General features: G+C 46.3%; 12 protein-coding genes and 1 pseudogene. All 13 read left to right on the top strand.

The window, feature by feature from the left end; all coding sequences use genetic code 11:
- Window positions 1-249: 249 nt before the first annotated feature.
- The 13 genes and pseudogenes from BS614_RS16590 (at window position 250) to BS614_RS16650 (ending at window position 16395) form a co-directional block, all read left to right on the top strand.
- The gene (locus BS614_RS16590) at window positions 250-1419 is read left to right on the top strand and encodes a glucose-1-phosphate adenylyltransferase (RefSeq protein WP_074094771.1); all 1170 of its coding nucleotides are present in this window, start codon (window positions 250-252) and stop codon (window positions 1417-1419) included.
- Window positions 1420-1445: 26 nt separating this feature from the next.
- Window positions 1446-2549: a glucose-1-phosphate adenylyltransferase subunit GlgD gene (gene glgD / locus BS614_RS16595; RefSeq protein WP_074094772.1), complete on the top strand. Its 1104-nt coding sequence runs from the start codon at window positions 1446-1448 to the stop codon at window positions 2547-2549.
- Between the two features lie 336 nt (window positions 2550-2885).
- Window positions 2886-5318: a glycogen/starch/alpha-glucan phosphorylase gene (locus BS614_RS16600; protein WP_074094773.1), complete on the top strand. Its 2433-nt coding sequence runs from the start codon at window positions 2886-2888 to the stop codon at window positions 5316-5318.
- 184 nt (window positions 5319-5502) lie between these two features.
- A pseudogene (locus BS614_RS16605) lies at window positions 5503-5622 on the top strand (GyrI-like domain-containing protein); the annotation flags it as partial.
- Between the two features lie 41 nt (window positions 5623-5663).
- Window positions 5664-6122 (top strand): VanZ family protein, encoded by a 459-nt coding sequence (locus BS614_RS16610; protein WP_074094774.1) that lies wholly within the window; start codon window positions 5664-5666, stop codon window positions 6120-6122.
- Between the two features lie 333 nt (window positions 6123-6455).
- Window positions 6456-8147, top strand: coding sequence for a glycoside hydrolase family 13 protein (locus BS614_RS16615; protein WP_157116309.1), 1692 nt, complete (start codon window positions 6456-6458; stop codon window positions 8145-8147).
- A gap of 98 nt (window positions 8148-8245) precedes the next feature.
- Entirely contained in the window at window positions 8246-8938 is a 693-nt protein-coding gene (locus tag BS614_RS16620; RefSeq protein WP_017688878.1) for a metal-dependent hydrolase, read from the top strand.
- A 238-nt stretch (window positions 8939-9176) separates the two neighbouring features.
- Window positions 9177-10532 carry a C4-dicarboxylate transporter DctA gene (gene dctA, locus BS614_RS16625; protein WP_036670619.1) on the top strand — a complete coding sequence of 452 codons (1356 nt, stop codon included), beginning with the start codon at window positions 9177-9179 and terminating at the stop codon, window positions 10530-10532.
- A 376-nt stretch (window positions 10533-10908) separates the two neighbouring features.
- A complete protein-coding gene (treC, locus tag BS614_RS16630; RefSeq protein ID WP_074094775.1) occupies window positions 10909-12630 on the top strand; it encodes an alpha,alpha-phosphotrehalase in 1722 nt (573 codons plus the stop codon).
- Between the two features lie 28 nt (window positions 12631-12658).
- Window positions 12659-14677: a PTS system trehalose-specific EIIBC component gene (gene treP / locus BS614_RS16635; protein WP_074094776.1), complete on the top strand. Its 2019-nt coding sequence runs from the start codon at window positions 12659-12661 to the stop codon at window positions 14675-14677.
- Between the two features lie 225 nt (window positions 14678-14902).
- Window positions 14903-15751 (top strand): chemotaxis protein, encoded by an 849-nt coding sequence (locus BS614_RS16640; protein ID WP_074096872.1) that lies wholly within the window; start codon window positions 14903-14905, stop codon window positions 15749-15751.
- 100 nt (window positions 15752-15851) lie between these two features.
- Window positions 15852-16115, top strand: a complete 264-nt coding sequence (locus tag BS614_RS16645; protein ID WP_074094777.1) for a YkgJ family cysteine cluster protein — start codon at window positions 15852-15854, stop codon at window positions 16113-16115.
- 76 nt (window positions 16116-16191) lie between these two features.
- Window positions 16192-16395, top strand: a complete 204-nt coding sequence (locus BS614_RS16650) for a hypothetical protein (protein WP_017688872.1) — start codon at window positions 16192-16194, stop codon at window positions 16393-16395.
- The last annotated feature ends 106 nt before the right edge of the window (window positions 16396-16501 follow it).

The raw sequence follows: 16501 nt of genomic DNA on the forward strand, positions 1-16501 counted from the left end.
CATTGTTCACGAGCTACACCTTAAGTTCTGCATCTAACATTCACCTCTGTAAGACAGTCAAGCAATTCTACACCAGCATCATCTCTATCTCAGGCTTTACAATCCAAGAAGTTCAACTGCAATAAGATTCATCCGGTTACACATCTGTACAGCAAGCTCCTAATCAAGACAACAGTGTCCACACAACAGAATATTGATTATGGGCTCTGAAATGAATCAGAACGAATGCACGTGGAGGAGGCTGTAATGATGGCGAAAAAAGAAGTTGTAGCGATGCTACTTGCCGGAGGGCAAGGTAAGAGGTTAAAAGGATTGACCAAATCACTGGCTAAGCCGGCTGTATATTTTGGCGGCACGTACCGAATCATTGATTTTCCGCTGAGTAACTGCTCTAATTCTGGTATTGATACAGTGGGTGTATTGACTCAATATGAACCACTTGTCTTACATTCCTATATTGGCATTGGCAGTGACTGGGATCTGGATCGGAAAAACGGCGGGGTATATGTACTTCCTCCACATGAACGTGAAGACGGAAGCAGCTGGTACCGGGGTACAGCAGATGCCATCTTCCGTAACCTGAACTTTATTGAACAATTCGATCCTGAGCATGTGCTCATTCTGTCAGGGGATCATATCTATAAGATGGACTACGAAAAAATGCTCCAGTATCACAAAGAAAAAGATGCGGATTGCACCATATCGGTCATTGATGTCTCATTGGAAGAAGCCAGCCGATTCGGGGTGCTGAACACCAACGATGACTATAGCATTTATGAATTTGAAGAAAAACCTCCTGAGCCCAAGAGCACACTCGCTTCCATGGGTATCTATCTCTTCAAGTGGGATGTACTGAAACGTTTCCTGATCCAGGATGAACAACAGGCATCCACCTCCTATGATTTTGGTAAAGATATTATTCCTTTATTGCTTGAAAATGAAAAATCCTTATATGCGTATCCATTCGAAGGGTATTGGAAAGACGTTGGTACCATTCGCAGTCTGTGGGAATCCAATATGGACCTGTTGGACGAAGATACACCATTTAATCTGAATGATCCGGACTGGCGTATTTTCACACGTAATCCGAACCAACCTGCACAATATATCTCACCTTCGGGCAAGGTGCGGAATTGTATTATTAGTGAAGGTACTGTAGTGCATGGTGAGGTCAATCATTCTGTTCTGTTCTATGGAATTGAAGTTGGCGAGAACAGTGCTGTTATCGATTCGGTCATCATGCCAAGAGTGAAAATCGGGCAAAATGTGCGCATTTACCGAGCTATTATCGCAGAAGGATTGGTTATTCCTGATGGAACACAGATTTCGCCTGCACCGGGAGATGAGAGTGATATATTGCTCGTGGATCAGGAAGAACTGGAACGTCAGCTTCGCCAAGGAATAACCAGCAAGGCCTAATTGAAGTCAAAAGGACGGTGCATGCGATGAAACAATTGATCGGAGTTATTAACCTTGACCATGAACTTGAAGAATTGAAGGAATTGACGTATTTTCGCTGCGGAGCCGCGGTGCCTTATGCCGGGCGTTACCGTCTGATCGATTTTGTTCTATCCAATATGATGAATGCAGGCATTGAGAGTATTGGTGTATTTGTACGGCGAAAATATCGCTCGCTGATGGACCATCTTGGTGACGGTAAACCTTGGGATTTGGATCGCAAGCATGGGGGTATGTTTATTTTGCCACCAGACTGGAACGATCCAACAGATACATCACAAGGGGACTTGCAGCATTTCCATAACAATTTAGACTTTTTCCACAGAGGAGCAGGACAATATGTTGTGCATGCGGGCAGTCGCCATGTGACCAAAGCAGACCTCCAGGATGTCTACAGGTATCACATCAGTAAAGGAGCGGACGTTACACTGGTCTGCAAAAAAGTAGATCAGCTGCTGCCTGAGCATGATGCCTGTGTCAAAGTTGACCATGACGGGGACGGTAACGTGGTGGACATTCACCAAAGCGCTAATCACCCGAATATATATACAGAAATTTTCATCATGGAAAAAGAATTGTTCCTGCGCCAGGTGCAACGCTGCATTGATCATGGCGAGAGCCATTTCTTCCGGGATGTGATTCAAAAAAATCCGGATGGATTGAATATCGCTGCGTATGCATATGATGGCTATCACGCAGTCATCAATTCCATTGACAGTTATTATCGCAACAGTATGGATCTGCTGAACACAGGGCAATATGAACAACTGTTCAAGGAAGATCCGATCCAGACGAAAATTAAATACGAAGCGCCTGCCAAATACCTGGATACCGCCGATGTTAAACATTCACTTCTCGCGAATGGCTGCATCGTAGGTGGAGAGGTGGAGGACAGCATTCTGTTCCGTGGTGTACAGGTGGCCAAGGGTGCTAAAATAAAAGGTTCTATCATCATGCAGAAATGTTACATTGGTGAGGGGACTGTACTTGAGAATGTTATTCTCGATAAAGACGTGAGGCTGACCGGAGGACAGACGCTGATCGGTGACCCGTCGAATCCATACATTTTAGCAAAAAGTACTATTATCTAATGCCCACACGTAACCGATATCTTCTATAAATATATATAAAATAAAAATCCTGTAGGATGGATTTAAGGTTCATACTCTTTCCACGCATGAATTGCATCTTCGAAAGTTCTCACCAGCATGCAAACGTAGTGGAGGGGACGAAATCGATTCTGAAGAAGCGTAGCGGTCGTCTTTATCACTGTATTTTCACATCTAAATAATAAATTCAAGAAAATACAGGGGTAACAGCGATCATAAGAACGATTCGTAACTGTAACGGCCACTTTGCAGAGTGCTGAGCAACTGAGTGTATGAACCGCCACCATCCTGCAGGATTTCCCCGGGAGGAACCTACTTTTGTTTGACAACAAGGAAACGTTCAAGAGTATCTTTACACGGAATCTGGTCAGCAAATTGGGCAAACCGATTGAAGAAGCAACACAGGAAGACGTGTACCATGTACTGGGAAGCATGATCCGTGAATATGCAGGCCAGGATTGGGCAGCGTCGAATCAGGGGTTCAAGCAGCGCCAGGATAAACAGGTCTATTACTTCTCGCTGGAATTCCTGATTGGACGTCTGCTCGGCAACAATCTGTTGAATGTGAATGAATTGGAATTGGTGCGTGACAGTTTAACTGAGCTGGGCTTCTCCTTGGAAGAGATAGAAGAACAGGAGGCGGATGCAGGACTCGGTAACGGAGGTCTGGGACGACTCGCTGCCTGTTTCCTGGATTCACTCGCATCACTACGATATGCAGGACATGGTTGCGGGATTCGATATAAATACGGGTTGTTTGAGCAAAAAATCATCAATGGTAATCAGGTAGAGTTACCCGACAATTGGCTGGATAAGGGCAATGAATGGGAAGTCCGCCGTCCAGACAAAAAGGTGGAAGTACAGTTCTGGGGCCGAGTAGAAGCTCATGAGCAGGATGGAGAATATCAGTTTGTTACAAAAGATGCCGAATCGGTTGTCGCCATTCCCTATGACGTGCCTGTCATCGGTTATGGTCAAACTCATGTGAATACATTGCGTCTATGGAGTGCCGAGCCAAAGCGCGAGACTTCACTCGACACCCCTTCGAATTACTACGGCTATCTGGATTATAGCCGATCGGTTGAATCAATCTCGGAATTCCTGTATCCGGACGACTCTCAGTATGAAGGAAAGCTGCTGCGATTGAAGCAGCAATACTTCATGTGCTCAGCAGGTGTACAGAGCGCCTTGCGTACGTTCAACAAGCTGGAGCTACCGTATGATCGGTTGCCTGATAAAGTGGCCTTCCACATTAATGACACGCATCCAACCTTGGTTATTCCAGAACTGATGCGCATCCTGATTGATGTGAAGGGGTATGGCTGGGATGAAGCATGGGATATCACAACCCGAACTGTATCGTATACCAATCATACAACGCTTAGTGAGGCTCTTGAGAAGTGGCCTGTATCCATGATCAGCAAGCTGCTGCCACGAATCTACATGATCATTGAAGAGATCAACAAACGCTTCTGTGGCATGCTGCTGGACCGGTATCCGGGAGATCAGGATCGCATAGGGCATTTGGCTATTGTTGCAAACGATCAGGTACGGATGGCACATCTGGCGATTGTAGGCACTCATAGCGTGAATGGTGTTGCTGCTCTGCACACCGAGATTTTGAAAGAGCGCGAGATGGCTCCGTTCTATGAACTGTATCCAGAGCGTTTCAATAACAAAACGAATGGTATCACCCATCGTCGCTGGTTGATGCATGCCAATCCGAAACTGTCGGATCTCATCACGGATACAATCGGTAACGAATGGATAACAGAGCAGGGCAAGCTGGACCAGTTGGCTGGTTTTGCGGATAATACATCATTCCAGGAGCAGTTCCGTTCAATTAAGCGGGATAACAAAGAGCGGCTTGCTGCGTATATTCTGGATCATACCGGGACAGCAGTGAATCCGGATTCCATCTTTGATGTACAGGTGAAGAGACTACACGGGTACAAACGTCAACTGTTGAACATTCTGCATGTTATGCATCTGTATAACCGACTTAAGCATGATGCTTCGTTTGATATGGTACCACGTACGTTCATCTTTGGTGCCAAGGCAGCGCCGAGTTATTATTTTGCCAAGAAAATTATCAAGCTGATCAACAACGTGGCTGACACGGTGAATCGGGATGCGGCCGTGAATGACCGCTTGAAGGTATTTTTCCTCGAAAATTATTCCGTCTCTCTTGCAGAGAAGATCATTCCCGCTGCGGATGTTAGTGAACAGATCTCAACCGCAGGTAAGGAAGCTTCCGGTACGGGCAACATGAAATTTATGATGAACGGTGCTTTAACCATTGGCACGATGGATGGAGCCAACGTGGAGATGGCGGAGCAGGTTGGGGAAGAAAATATGTTCATCTATGGTCTGCGTGCAGACGAAGTACTTGAGTATTATCGTTCCGGCAGCTATCGTCCAAATGAGATTGTGCAGCACGATGAACGCATTCGCGAGGTCGTGGAGCAACTGGTGCATCCAGGTGCATTCTGTTATCGTGACGGGGAGTTCTGGGATATTTATGACTCCTTGCTGGCCCATGGTGATGAATACTTTGTATTGCGTGATTTTGCTGCTTATGCAGACGCGCATGCAGCGATTGACCAGGCATATCGGGATATTCCCGGCTGGACTCGGAAAGCGATATTAAACACGGCACATTCCGGCATATTCTCCAGTGATCGTACCATTAGTGAGTATGCGACAGATATCTGGGGTATTCATCCGGTGTCCGGGAACTGGAAAGGTTAAGAATAAATTGTTAAACAAACAAGTCCCCTTGTTCACAAGAGCTATCTCTGCTGGTAAATTAACCAGTGTAGAGAGCATCTCCTTGTAGAACAAGGGGATTTTGGCATACAGTGTATCATAATGTCATTCAACTTGAAGAGAACCGCAACTCGCGTATTTTTCATCATACAAGTTCGCACCCAATGGCAGCTGGCTGCCGCAGTCCAACTATGAGCGGAGGGAAGGACCAGACTTTGAAGTGACGGATGTATGGAAATCGACCCCTGAACAATTGGACATGAAGATCTATATCCCGTTAAAATAGACCTACCGCTTTGCGGAAAACAAGGTCGGAGGATAGAAGGAATGAACGAAAAGTCATGGCTCCACTCCAAGTTTATGCTCGTAATTGTTGGTTGCATGGCAGTGCTATACATACTCATTATGGGCAATTTACTGTTTGTCAGTGGACGAACGCCACGCATGCATTATCAATATAATCTCGTGCCCTTTGAGACCATTCGACCACTTCTATTGGAAAGGGAGAGGTACCATACAGAGGCCTGGGTCAAGAATTTGTTCGGCAATATTGTATTGTTCATTCCACTGGGCATCTGGATTCCGTGGTTGTTTCGGAGGTGCCGTTTGTTCCTGACTTTTACATCCACAGTGGTTTTGCTTCTGCTTGGTGTTGAAGTCACACAATTGATTACACGTGTAGGTTCGTTCGATGTGGATGACATTATTCTGAACACGATCGGTGCCTGGATCGGTTACGCCGGATTTAAGTTAATCTTATGTTCAGGAAGAAGGACTCGGAATTGAGCCGCAGATCGCGGTCCATGACCGGGTCTTTTTGCATAAGATACCTTTCAAATGTTTACAAGGGAATCATTTCGGATAAAACATATTAACGGCTTATTTATATCGTGAGCAGAGATTATATATATAAATTGAACTAAACATTTACACGAAACGGAGAGGACAGAAATAACCTGAAGAAGCGAAAGCGTTCGCCTTTATCACCGGATTTTCCCCTTATAAGGGGAATTCATAAAATCTGGGGATAACAGCGATCGGAAGGTTGTTCTGTCATCGGAGTGTCCAGTGTAAATATTCTTTAGTTCAATTTTTATAGTGGACAATGATGAGAGCGAGGTGGGCGATATCGTTTGGTGGAAAGAGAGTGTGGTATACCAGATTTACCCGAGCAGCTTTAAGGATTCGGACGGGGATGGATATGGCGACTTGCAGGGAATCTATGAGAAGCTCGATTATTTGGAGAATTTAGGCGTAGATGTGATCTGGCTCTGTCCCATTTACGATTCACCAGGACATGATAACGGATATGATATCCGGGATTACTACGGCATTTTACGCAAGTATGGCACGATGGAGGATTTTGATCGATTATTGGCAGAGGCACACAAACGTGGTCTCAAGATCATGATGGACCTGGTGCTGAATCATACGTCAGATGAACATGCTTGGTTTGCTGAATCGCGTTCTTCAAAGATGAATCCGAAGCGGGATTATTATATTTGGCGTTCAGGCAAAAATGGGCAAGTGCCGAATAATTGGGAGTCCTATTTTGGGGGTTCGGTGTGGAAGCATGATCCCGAGACAAATGAATATTATCTGCATCTGTATTCGGAACAGCAACCGGATCTCAACTGGAACAATGCACAGATGGCAGAAGAGATGTATGAGATGGTGCATTGGTGGCTGGAAAAAGGGGTCGACGGATTCCGTTTTGATGCAGTAGCGCATATCGCCAAGGCAGAGGGTCTGCCAAGTGCCCACAATCCGGATAATCTGCCGGTGGTTCCAGCTTATCAGCTCTTTTCCAACCTGGAACAGGTACACTCCATCCTGAAGAAACTGAATAACATGATCCTGAAACCTTACGGACCCATGACGGTTGGCGAGACTTCCGGACTTGGGCCTGAGCAGGCCTTGGCTTATGTGGGGACGGATCGTGATGAACTTAATATGGTATTCCAGTTTGAGCATATGTTTATCGATGCCAAATCCTCTGGAATTGGTAAATGGAACTATAAAGAATGGAAATTGACAGATCTCAAAGAAATCATGAGCCGGTGGCAAACGGTTTTGCATGGTAGAGGCTGGAACGCCAATTATATGGGGAACCATGATCAGCCACGTCCGGTTTCCCGTTTTGGTGATGATGGTAAATATCGGGTGCGTTCTGCTCAGATGCTGGCGACATGGATGCTTACACTCGAAGGGACCCCCTACATCTACCAAGGAGAAGAGATCGGCATGACCAATGTCGCTTTCCCGAATATCGAACAATACCGGGACATCGAGACCAAAAATTATTTCAATCATTACATTGGTCAAGGTAAGTCGAAGCATGAAGTTATGCAGGCAATCTGGCTGAAGAGTCGCGATAATGCCCGCACGCCGATGCAATGGGATGAGACGGAACACGCAGGGTTTACCCAGGGTCAGCCGTGGATTCAGGTGAATGATAATTATCCTGAGATTAATGTTGCTGATGCCGAAAGTGATCCGCAATCCATTCTGCATTATTACCGTAAGTTAATTGCGCTTCGCAAACAGCATAAAGTGCTTATCTATGGCGCGTATGAACTGCTGCTGCCGGATGATCCGGATATCTATGCCTATACCCGAACGCTGGATGATGAGCAGATGTTGGTCATTCTGAATTTCCGTGGTCATGAACCTGAGATGCACTGGCCGGAAGGCTGGGATTCCGAGCATGCCAAGCTGATCATCAGCAACGTAAGCAGACGTTATTCTACCGATGAAGGTGCCATTCAGCTTCAGCCGTATGAGGCAAGGATATATCGTAAGCAGCGGTGACACGGAGGCTAGCGTAATTTTGCGTTGGTGAAGAGCTATGATTTATAATATATAGTGGTTTTCAAAATAATCAAAACATAAGTCGGGAGGAATCCAAGTTGTTGAATATTACGTTCCACGGTCACTCCAGTGTACAGCTGGGCACAGAAGAAAAGTCTCTGATCATTGATCCCTTCCTGCGTGGCAACGAGCTTGCCGTCACGAAGCCTGAAGATATTAAGACCGATGTTGTGTTGCTGACACATGCACATATGGATCACATCCTCGATGCTGAACCTATTGCCAAAGCAAATAACGCCAAAGTTGTGGCTATTGTGGAATTGGCTACATATATGTCTTGGAAAGGTCTGGATACACTCGGCATGAACATGGGCGGAACGGTAGATCTTGATTTTGCTCAAGCCAAAATGATTCAGGCGTTCCATACTTCCGGGATTGTGCTCGAAGAAGAACAACGGATCATGTATGCAGGTTTGCCTGCTGGATATATCATTAATATTGGTGGTAAAACGATTTTGCATGCCGGAGACACAAGTCTCTTCGGGGATATGAAAATGATCGGTGATCGTCATGATATTGATGTAGCTTTCTTGCCGATTGGTGGACATTTCACCATGGGACCTGAGGATGCGCTCCAAGCGGCCGAATGGTTTAATGCCAAACTGACGATTCCGGTTCATTATGATACGTTCCCGGTAATTCGTCAGGATGCGGAACACTTCGTGCAACAACTTGCTGCAAAAGGGTTGGAAGGCCGTGTGCTGGCCCCAGGAGAATCGATTACCCTGTGATGCACATTTAACCCCTGTTCAATAATAAATGGATTTATGGATAAAGACGAATATCACGTCAAGATAACTGACGCGATATTCGTCTTTTTTCGGTTTCAGGTTCAATTTTCACCAATAGAGTTGGTACAAATGACAAAAACATTGAAATTCCATTGTTGAACTCCTGTTTAGAATGATATAAAAAGTTACACGGAAACCAAACGGAAATCCGAATTGACCGCAAACAGGGGGAGCGTTCATGTCATTTATGAAATCATTATTTTTTCAAATTATTGTAGCGGTAATCATCGGGATTGGCGTTGGCATTCTGTGGCCGGATCTGGGTAGCTTGCTGCAACCGCTCGGAACAGGTTTCATCAAATTGATCAAGATGATCATCGCACCACTGATTTTCATGGTGATTGTGACAGGTATTGCCAAGATCGGTGATCTGAAGTCGGTAGGTCGCATCGGACTGAAAGCCATCGTGTGGTTCGAGATTGCAACTACAGTTGCGCTGGTACTTGGATTGGGAACAGCTAATCTGCTTCGCCCAGGTGCCGGAATGAACGTGGACCCTTCAACCATAGACGCAAGCGGCATTGAAGCAAAAACCAATGGTTCCGAGTTACCGCATACGGTAGACTTTATCATGAATATTATTCCGACAAGTGTTGTGGATGCCTTTGCACAAAATGCACTTCTGCAAGTACTGCTCGTGGCCTGCCTGTTCGGGGTTGCGCTGGCAGCAACGGAGAGTAAGGCAAAAGAGAATGTACTTACGCTGATTGAGAACTTGCTCGGCATTGTGTTCCGCATCATCGGTTATATCATGAAACTCGCGCCAATTGGTGCATTTGGAGCCATGGCTTACACGGTAGGTGCCTATGGGGCTTCCACTTTATCATCCTTTGGTCTGCTAATTCTGGCCTGTTACGGCGCAGCACTGCTGTTTCTGGTCATGCTGGCATTGGCTGCCTGGTGGATTACCGGGCTAAATTTCCTGCAATTTGTGAAGTATACCCGTTCTGAAGTGATGCTGGCGATTGGAACCGGGTCATCAGAAGTGGTGATGCCACGCATGATGGACAAACTAACCAAGGCGGGTTGTGATCGTGCGGTTGTGGGTCTTGTGGTGCCGACGGGGTACTCGTTTAATCTGGATGGCGCTTCGATCTATTTATCCTTGGCAACGGTTTTTGTTGCTCAGGCCGTAGGGATTGAACTGACATTGATGCAGCAGATTACGATTTTACTGGTGCTGATGTTAAGCTCCAAAGGCATGGCAGGAGTACCTGGATCCGCATTCTTGGCCCTGTCCGCAACGGCAGTGGCTGTCAATGCTTTTCCGGTAGCAGCGGTTGCTCTGTTGCTTGGTGCAGATCGATTCATGGATACAATGCGTGTATTCACCAACCTGATGGGCAACTGTGTCGCAGCATTTGTGGTTGCAAAATGGGAAGGTCTGCTGGATCAAAAGCGAATGCGTGCTGTACTCTCTGGTGAGATCAGTGCTGCTGAATTGGAAAGGGAAGAGCAAGCTGCACTATCTCTATTGAAGTTGAATATGCAGGAAAAACAAGGGAAAGCCGTTGTTTCACCGGAGATGTCGTAAGAGGCGTGGCTCCGCTGTGGTGATGAAGTCAAGTGACAGCAGCCCTATAATAACAATCCATTGCAACAGTAAAAAACAGTAGAATACATTTAAAAAGTTCAACCAAGTTCAACCAAATTAGACCGTCTGTTGCCCGCATCAATGTTGGGGAGAACAGACGGTTTCTTGTTGTCCCAATACAGATATCATTGGGTTCACGAACGCAGGTTCCAAAATAAATGTTACAGAGGAAAGATTTATGGGGAATGTGTAGAAGAGGCGAAGAATATACATAGTATAGTTTCAACTTGTATATACATGTTTACTTATGTAATATAGATATGAAGTTAACCGAGAACATCACATGAGAGCATTACAATTTATTGGAGGCGTTAACATGAGTTCTAATAACACCACCCCGTCATCTTGGTGGAAGACATCAGCGGTGTATCAGGTATATCCGAAGAGTTTTAATGATACAACCGGATCGGGTACTGGAGATATTCGTGGATTAACCGAGAAGCTTGATTATTTGCAGCATCTGGGTATCGATATTGTGTGGTTGCAGCCGGTATATGTATCTCCGCAGCATGATAATGGGTATGACGTAGCGGACTATTATCGGATTAATCCGGATTATGGAACGATGGAGGATTTTGACGAATTGCTGAAAGGTCTGAAGGCTCGTGATATGAAACTGATGATTGATATCGTGGTGAATCACTCCTCGACCGATCATGAGTGGTTCCAGCAATCCCGTTCTTCCAAGGATAATCCGTATCGGGATTATTATATTTGGAAAGATCCTGCTCCGGATGGCGGTGTGCCAAACAACTGGCAATCCAAGTTCGGTGGGCCTGCTTGGCAGTTCGATGAACAGACGGGACAATATTTCCTGACTTTATTTGATAAAACGCAGGCAGATCTCAATTGGGAGAATGAAGAAGTACGCAAAGCTGTACGGGATATGATCAAGTTCTGGGCCGAAAAAGGTGTGGATGGTTTCCGTATGGACGTGATCAACCTGATCTCCAAAGACCAGCGGTTCCCTGATGATGATGGTAGCGTGTCACCGGGTGATGGACGCAAATATTACACGGATGGACCGCGTGTGCATGAGTACATCACCGAGATGTACGATGAAGTATTCGGGCCTTACAACATGGTGACCGTAGGGGAAATGTCCTCCACAACACTGGAACATTGTATCCAATATTCGAACCCGGCTTCCCGGGAGTTTTCGATGACGTTTAACTTCCATCACCTGAAAGTGGATTATCCGAATGGTCAGAAGTGGGAACTGATGCCGTATGATTTCGAAGCGATGAAGCAGCTCTTTAGTGAGTGGCAGACAGGCATGCAAGCTGGTGGTGGCTGGAACGCGCTGTTCCTTAATAACCATGATCAGCCTCGGGCACTGTCCAGATTCGCCGATGATGGTGACTATCGTGCCGAGAGTGCGAAGATGCTTGCAACAACGATACACGGCATGCAAGGTACGCCTTATGTCTACCAGGGAGAAGAGATCGGCATGCCGAATCCGGTCTGGAATGACGTTAGTGAGTTCCGCGATATCGAATCAACGAACATGTACCGCCTGCTTCAGGAAGAACGGGGCAAATCTGCTGAAGAAGCATTCAACATTGTAAAAGAGCGTTCCCGGGACAACTCTCGGACACCGATGCAATGGAATGGAAGTAAGAACGCCGGATTTACTAGCGGAACACCTTGGCTTAAGGTGGATGAGCGGTATCCTTCCATTCACGTGGAACAGCAGCTGGCTGATCCAGATTCGATCTACTATCACTACCGCAAATTGATTGCCCTGCGTAAACAGGTTAACGTGTTGATCGACGGTCTATATGGACGATTGGACGATGCACACCCGAATGTATTCGCGTACGCACGGACCAATGGAAGTGAAACTCTGATTGTTGTATCCAACTTCAGTAAACGAGACGTCACGTTCTCGCTTCCGGAAGCGGTCTGGAATGATCACATTGCAGGCAAATCAGCAGAGTTACTCATAGGAAATACGGAGGCAGCCCCTGCGCTGACGCAGGAAATCTCTCTCAGTCCGTATGCATCCTATATGTGGCTTGTGCCACAACAGGACTAATCACATTTTATAAATAGGAAGTGACACTATGGCAATCGATAAAAAACAGGTTGAGGAGATCGTCCGGGCAGTCGGTGGCAAAGAGAATATTGAAGCTGCTACACACTGTGTTACACGACTCCGGTTTGCCTTGTACGATGAGAGTAAAGTGGATACTGAAAGTCTGGATCAGAATGATCTGGTTAAAGGTCAGTTCTCTTCCCAAGGACAATTCCAGGTCGTTATTGGGCCTGGTCTGGTGGATAAAGTCTATGATGAGATGATTCAGATTACCGGGGGAGATCGTTCTTCCAAGGATGATGTGAAGGCGGTTGCTGGTAAAAAGCAAAATCCAATCCAGCGAGCGATCAAAACACTCTCGGATATTTTCATTCCGATCTTGCCTGCAATCATTACGGCAGGTCTTTTGCTCGGGATTAACAATATTCTGACAGGTCCAGGCATTTTCTTTGATGGAAAATCACTGGTGGATGTTTATCCAGCCTGGAAGGATCTTGCGTCCATTATTAATACGATTGCAAGTACAGCCTTCACGTTCCTGCCAGCGCTAATTGGTTGGGCAGCTGTAAAAAGGTTCGGCGGCAGTCCGCTGCTCGGGATCGTGCTGGGTCTCATTCTGGTACATCCCGATCTGCTGAGTGCCTATGGTTACGCTGATGCTGTGAATAATGGCACGGTGCCAACATGGAATCTGTTCGGTTGGGAGATTGAGAAGATCGGTTATCAAGGGCAGGTTCTGCCAGTACTGGTATCGGCCTATCTACTTGCGAAGATGGAAATTTTCCTGAACAAAAGGGTACATGATTCGATCAAACTGCTGGTCGTTGCACCAGTTACGTTGCTGATTACCGGATTCCTGGCATTTACAATTATTGGACCGGTTACATTCGCCATTGCGAATGCAATTACTTCCGGCTTGATCTATGTTTACGATTCATACGCGGCGCTGGGTGGTCTGATCTACGGTGGTCTATACGCTTTGCTTGTTATCACCGGTATGCATCACACGTTCCTTGCGGTAGATGTTCAGCTCATCGGTAGTCAGGGCGGAACGTTCCTGTGGCCGATGCTGGCATTGTCCAATATCGCACAGGGTTCAGCGGCACTTGCGATGATGCTTGTCCTGCGTGAGAAGAAAATGAGAGGACTTGCGGCAACGTCCTCGGTATCGGCCTTCCTCGGGGTAACTGAGCCGGCGATCTTCGGAGTGAATATCCGTTACCGTTATCCGTTTATCTTTGGTATGGTCGGTTCTGCGATTGGTGGTGTGCTGCTGACGATGAATAATGTTCAGGCAACCTCCATCGGTGTAGGTGGCGTACCGGGATTCCTGTCGATTTTCCCTGACAAATGGGGTGTCTTCTTCATCGGCATGGCGATTGTCCTGGTTGTACCATTTGTACTGACCGTCCTTTTTGGCAGAGCCAAACTGAGAAAAGAAGATCGTAGTGCAAGCAATGAAACCGTTAATGAGCCTAAAGCGGCTACATCGCAGTCTGATTCAGGTGTTACCTCTTCAACTGCAAAAACAGATCCAAACCAGCGCACACGTAGTGCAGCTCAAGTAGGGGACGAAGCAGTGAATACGCTGGAAATCATGGCGCCATTAACAGGCCAGGCTGTGTCACTGGAGCAAGTACCTGATCCGGCTTTTGCTGAGAAACAGATGGGTGAAGGTGTAGCGATTGAACCTTCCGGCAACGTTGTTGTTGCCCCGTTTGATGCTCAGGTAGCTCATGTGATTAAAAGCAAACATGCGGTGATTCTTGAACACGCAAGTGGATTACAAGTCCTGATCCATGTAGGGATTAATACAGTATCCCTCAAAGGTGAAGGTTTCAACATGCATGTGGAAGCTGGCGAGCATGTAAAAGCTGGACAAAAGCTGTTGGAGTTTGATCGTAAGGTAATTGAAGATGCGGGATACCCGCTGATTACACCGATTATCATTCCAGATGGTCAAGATATGGTTGAGCGGGTGGAAGTCACGACAGGTGATGTTACAGCTAATCAAAATGGTGTGTTGAAGGTTCATTTGAAAGGTTAATTGAATACAACAACAAGAGGGGGCTGCGAGATGTGCAGCTCCTTTTTGCTGTTTGATCGTTATTTTCATGACGATCATGGTAAACTGTATATAAAATGGAAGAATCACATTTTTAAAATAATGGTGGTTGGAAAGGTTCTTCTGACAAAGCAAGCTGCAGGCATGTTCGAGTCGTGGCGTTCATATGGTGGAGAAAGAGTTCCTAGATCGATGAGGAGGAGAGCCATGACACGTATTGCGGTGATGGTCATTCACGGGCTGGGTATGCGGAAGGATGGGTACGCGGACAAGCTGATTGCTTGTTTGCATAAGGAATTGGACAAGGTAATGGTCTTGCCTGGAGCCTCCAAACAGATGCTGGATATCGAACCTGTATATTGGGCGGATGTATTTGAGGAGCGGGAAGAGGCGCTCTTTCAACAGCTCGTCAGCTCTCCGGGATTGAACTTTCAGGCGTTGCGCCGATTTGTCATCCACTACCTGGCTGATGCGGTTGCTTATCAACCGGTGGAAAATCAAGGCCATAACTACGATGCCGTACATCGAACGTTGAATCAGGCGATGCATACCCTTGCACAGCGTAATGGACCGGAAGCTCCGCTCTGTGTAGTTGCCCATAGTTTGGGCGCCGTAATCGCCAGTAACTTCTTCTACGATCTGCAATATCCGTCCAGTCGTATTCCTGAGGTTGTGGATGTGAACTCGGCCCTGGAGCGGGGGGACACGCTGACCCATTTTTACTCGTTTGGTACAACCCTGCCCTTATGGAGTTTGCGTTACCATGACTTTAGTTGTCCAATTCAGGTGCCCTCTTCCCATGTGAATCAGTACTATGCTGGGCTGGAAGGGGAGTGGGTGAACTTCTACGATCGGGATGATATTCTGGGTTATCCATTACGCCCCATTGATCCCGCTTATGAGAAAGCGGTCAAAGAAGACATTGAAGTGAACTCTGGCGGCGTGGCTATGAGTTGGAACCCGCTAAGTCATGGAGGGTATTTTTCCAATCGAAGTATGAATCGGAGAATGGCTCAGGGGCTCGCTCGAACCTGGACTTGGATAAATCGTTCATAATTAAGAGGTTCTATCTTCATCCCATCTTCTTGGTACTGAAAACCGGTCTTTTTGAACACGTATTGTAAGTACTATAAGTTTTAATCAGGAGGGAATATGTATGGAATGCAGGACAGGCTGTGCCGCATGTTGTATCGCGATTTCCATATCATCACCGATACCGGGCATGGTTCATGGCAAGCCGGCAGGTGTACGTTGTGTGCAGCTTACCGATGATAATCGCTGCGGAATTTTTGGCCAAAAAGATCGTCCTGCGGTATGCAGTGGATTGCAAGCTGAGGAAGAGATGTGTGGTAGCACCGATCAGGAAGCATTTGATATTCTAACTTGGTTGGAGCAAGAAACTGCACCAAAGGTAATATGAGTAGGTTGTTTTAATGAATTGGGATAATTATACTTAATAGGGAAGAAGGTTGATTAGGGAGAGGAGACGCGAATCCATGGGGCTTGTTAAACGTTTTGTATTGGTTGTAGTGAATATGATCGGAGAGTTATGGATGGGGTTTTACCGACGTAACTCGGATTATTATGACCATCAGACTTCGGAGTCCAAAAGTAAGATTGGCTATTATGCATTTATTATTGGGGCAACAGTGGTTACGGTGGGCATTGTAGGCTGGATGTACAACCGAATTTATTCATAAGTAGTCATTATGCTTAAAATTGAATGAAGCCAAATGTTGAAGTTAAGTCTGTACAAATAAAGAGAGTATCCGCAGGATGTGGCATCAAATGGATACTCTCTTTGGC

Source organism: Paenibacillus xylanexedens (assembly GCF_001908275.1).
Taxonomy (GTDB): Bacteria; Bacillota; Bacilli; order Paenibacillales; family Paenibacillaceae; genus Paenibacillus; species Paenibacillus xylanexedens_A.

Coding starts and splice junctions, on each gene's coding strand:
- treC (WP_074094775.1), top strand. CDS start 10,909: ATGAGTTCTAATAACACCACCCCGTCATCTTGGTGGAAGACATCAGCG.
- BS614_RS16640 (WP_074096872.1), top strand. CDS start 14,903: ATGACACGTATTGCGGTGATGGTCATTCACGGGCTGGGTATGCGGAAG.
- BS614_RS16650 (WP_017688872.1), top strand. CDS start 16,192: ATGGGGCTTGTTAAACGTTTTGTATTGGTTGTAGTGAATATGATCGGA.
- dctA (WP_036670619.1), top strand. CDS start 9,177: ATGTCATTTATGAAATCATTATTTTTTCAAATTATTGTAGCGGTAATC.
- BS614_RS16590 (WP_074094771.1), top strand. CDS start 250: ATGGCGAAAAAAGAAGTTGTAGCGATGCTACTTGCCGGAGGGCAAGGT.
- treP (WP_074094776.1), top strand. CDS start 12,659: ATGGCAATCGATAAAAAACAGGTTGAGGAGATCGTCCGGGCAGTCGGT.
- BS614_RS16645 (WP_074094777.1), top strand. CDS start 15,852: ATGGAATGCAGGACAGGCTGTGCCGCATGTTGTATCGCGATTTCCATA.
- glgD (WP_074094772.1), top strand. CDS start 1,446: ATGAAACAATTGATCGGAGTTATTAACCTTGACCATGAACTTGAAGAA.
- BS614_RS16610 (WP_074094774.1), top strand. CDS start 5,664: ATGAACGAAAAGTCATGGCTCCACTCCAAGTTTATGCTCGTAATTGTT.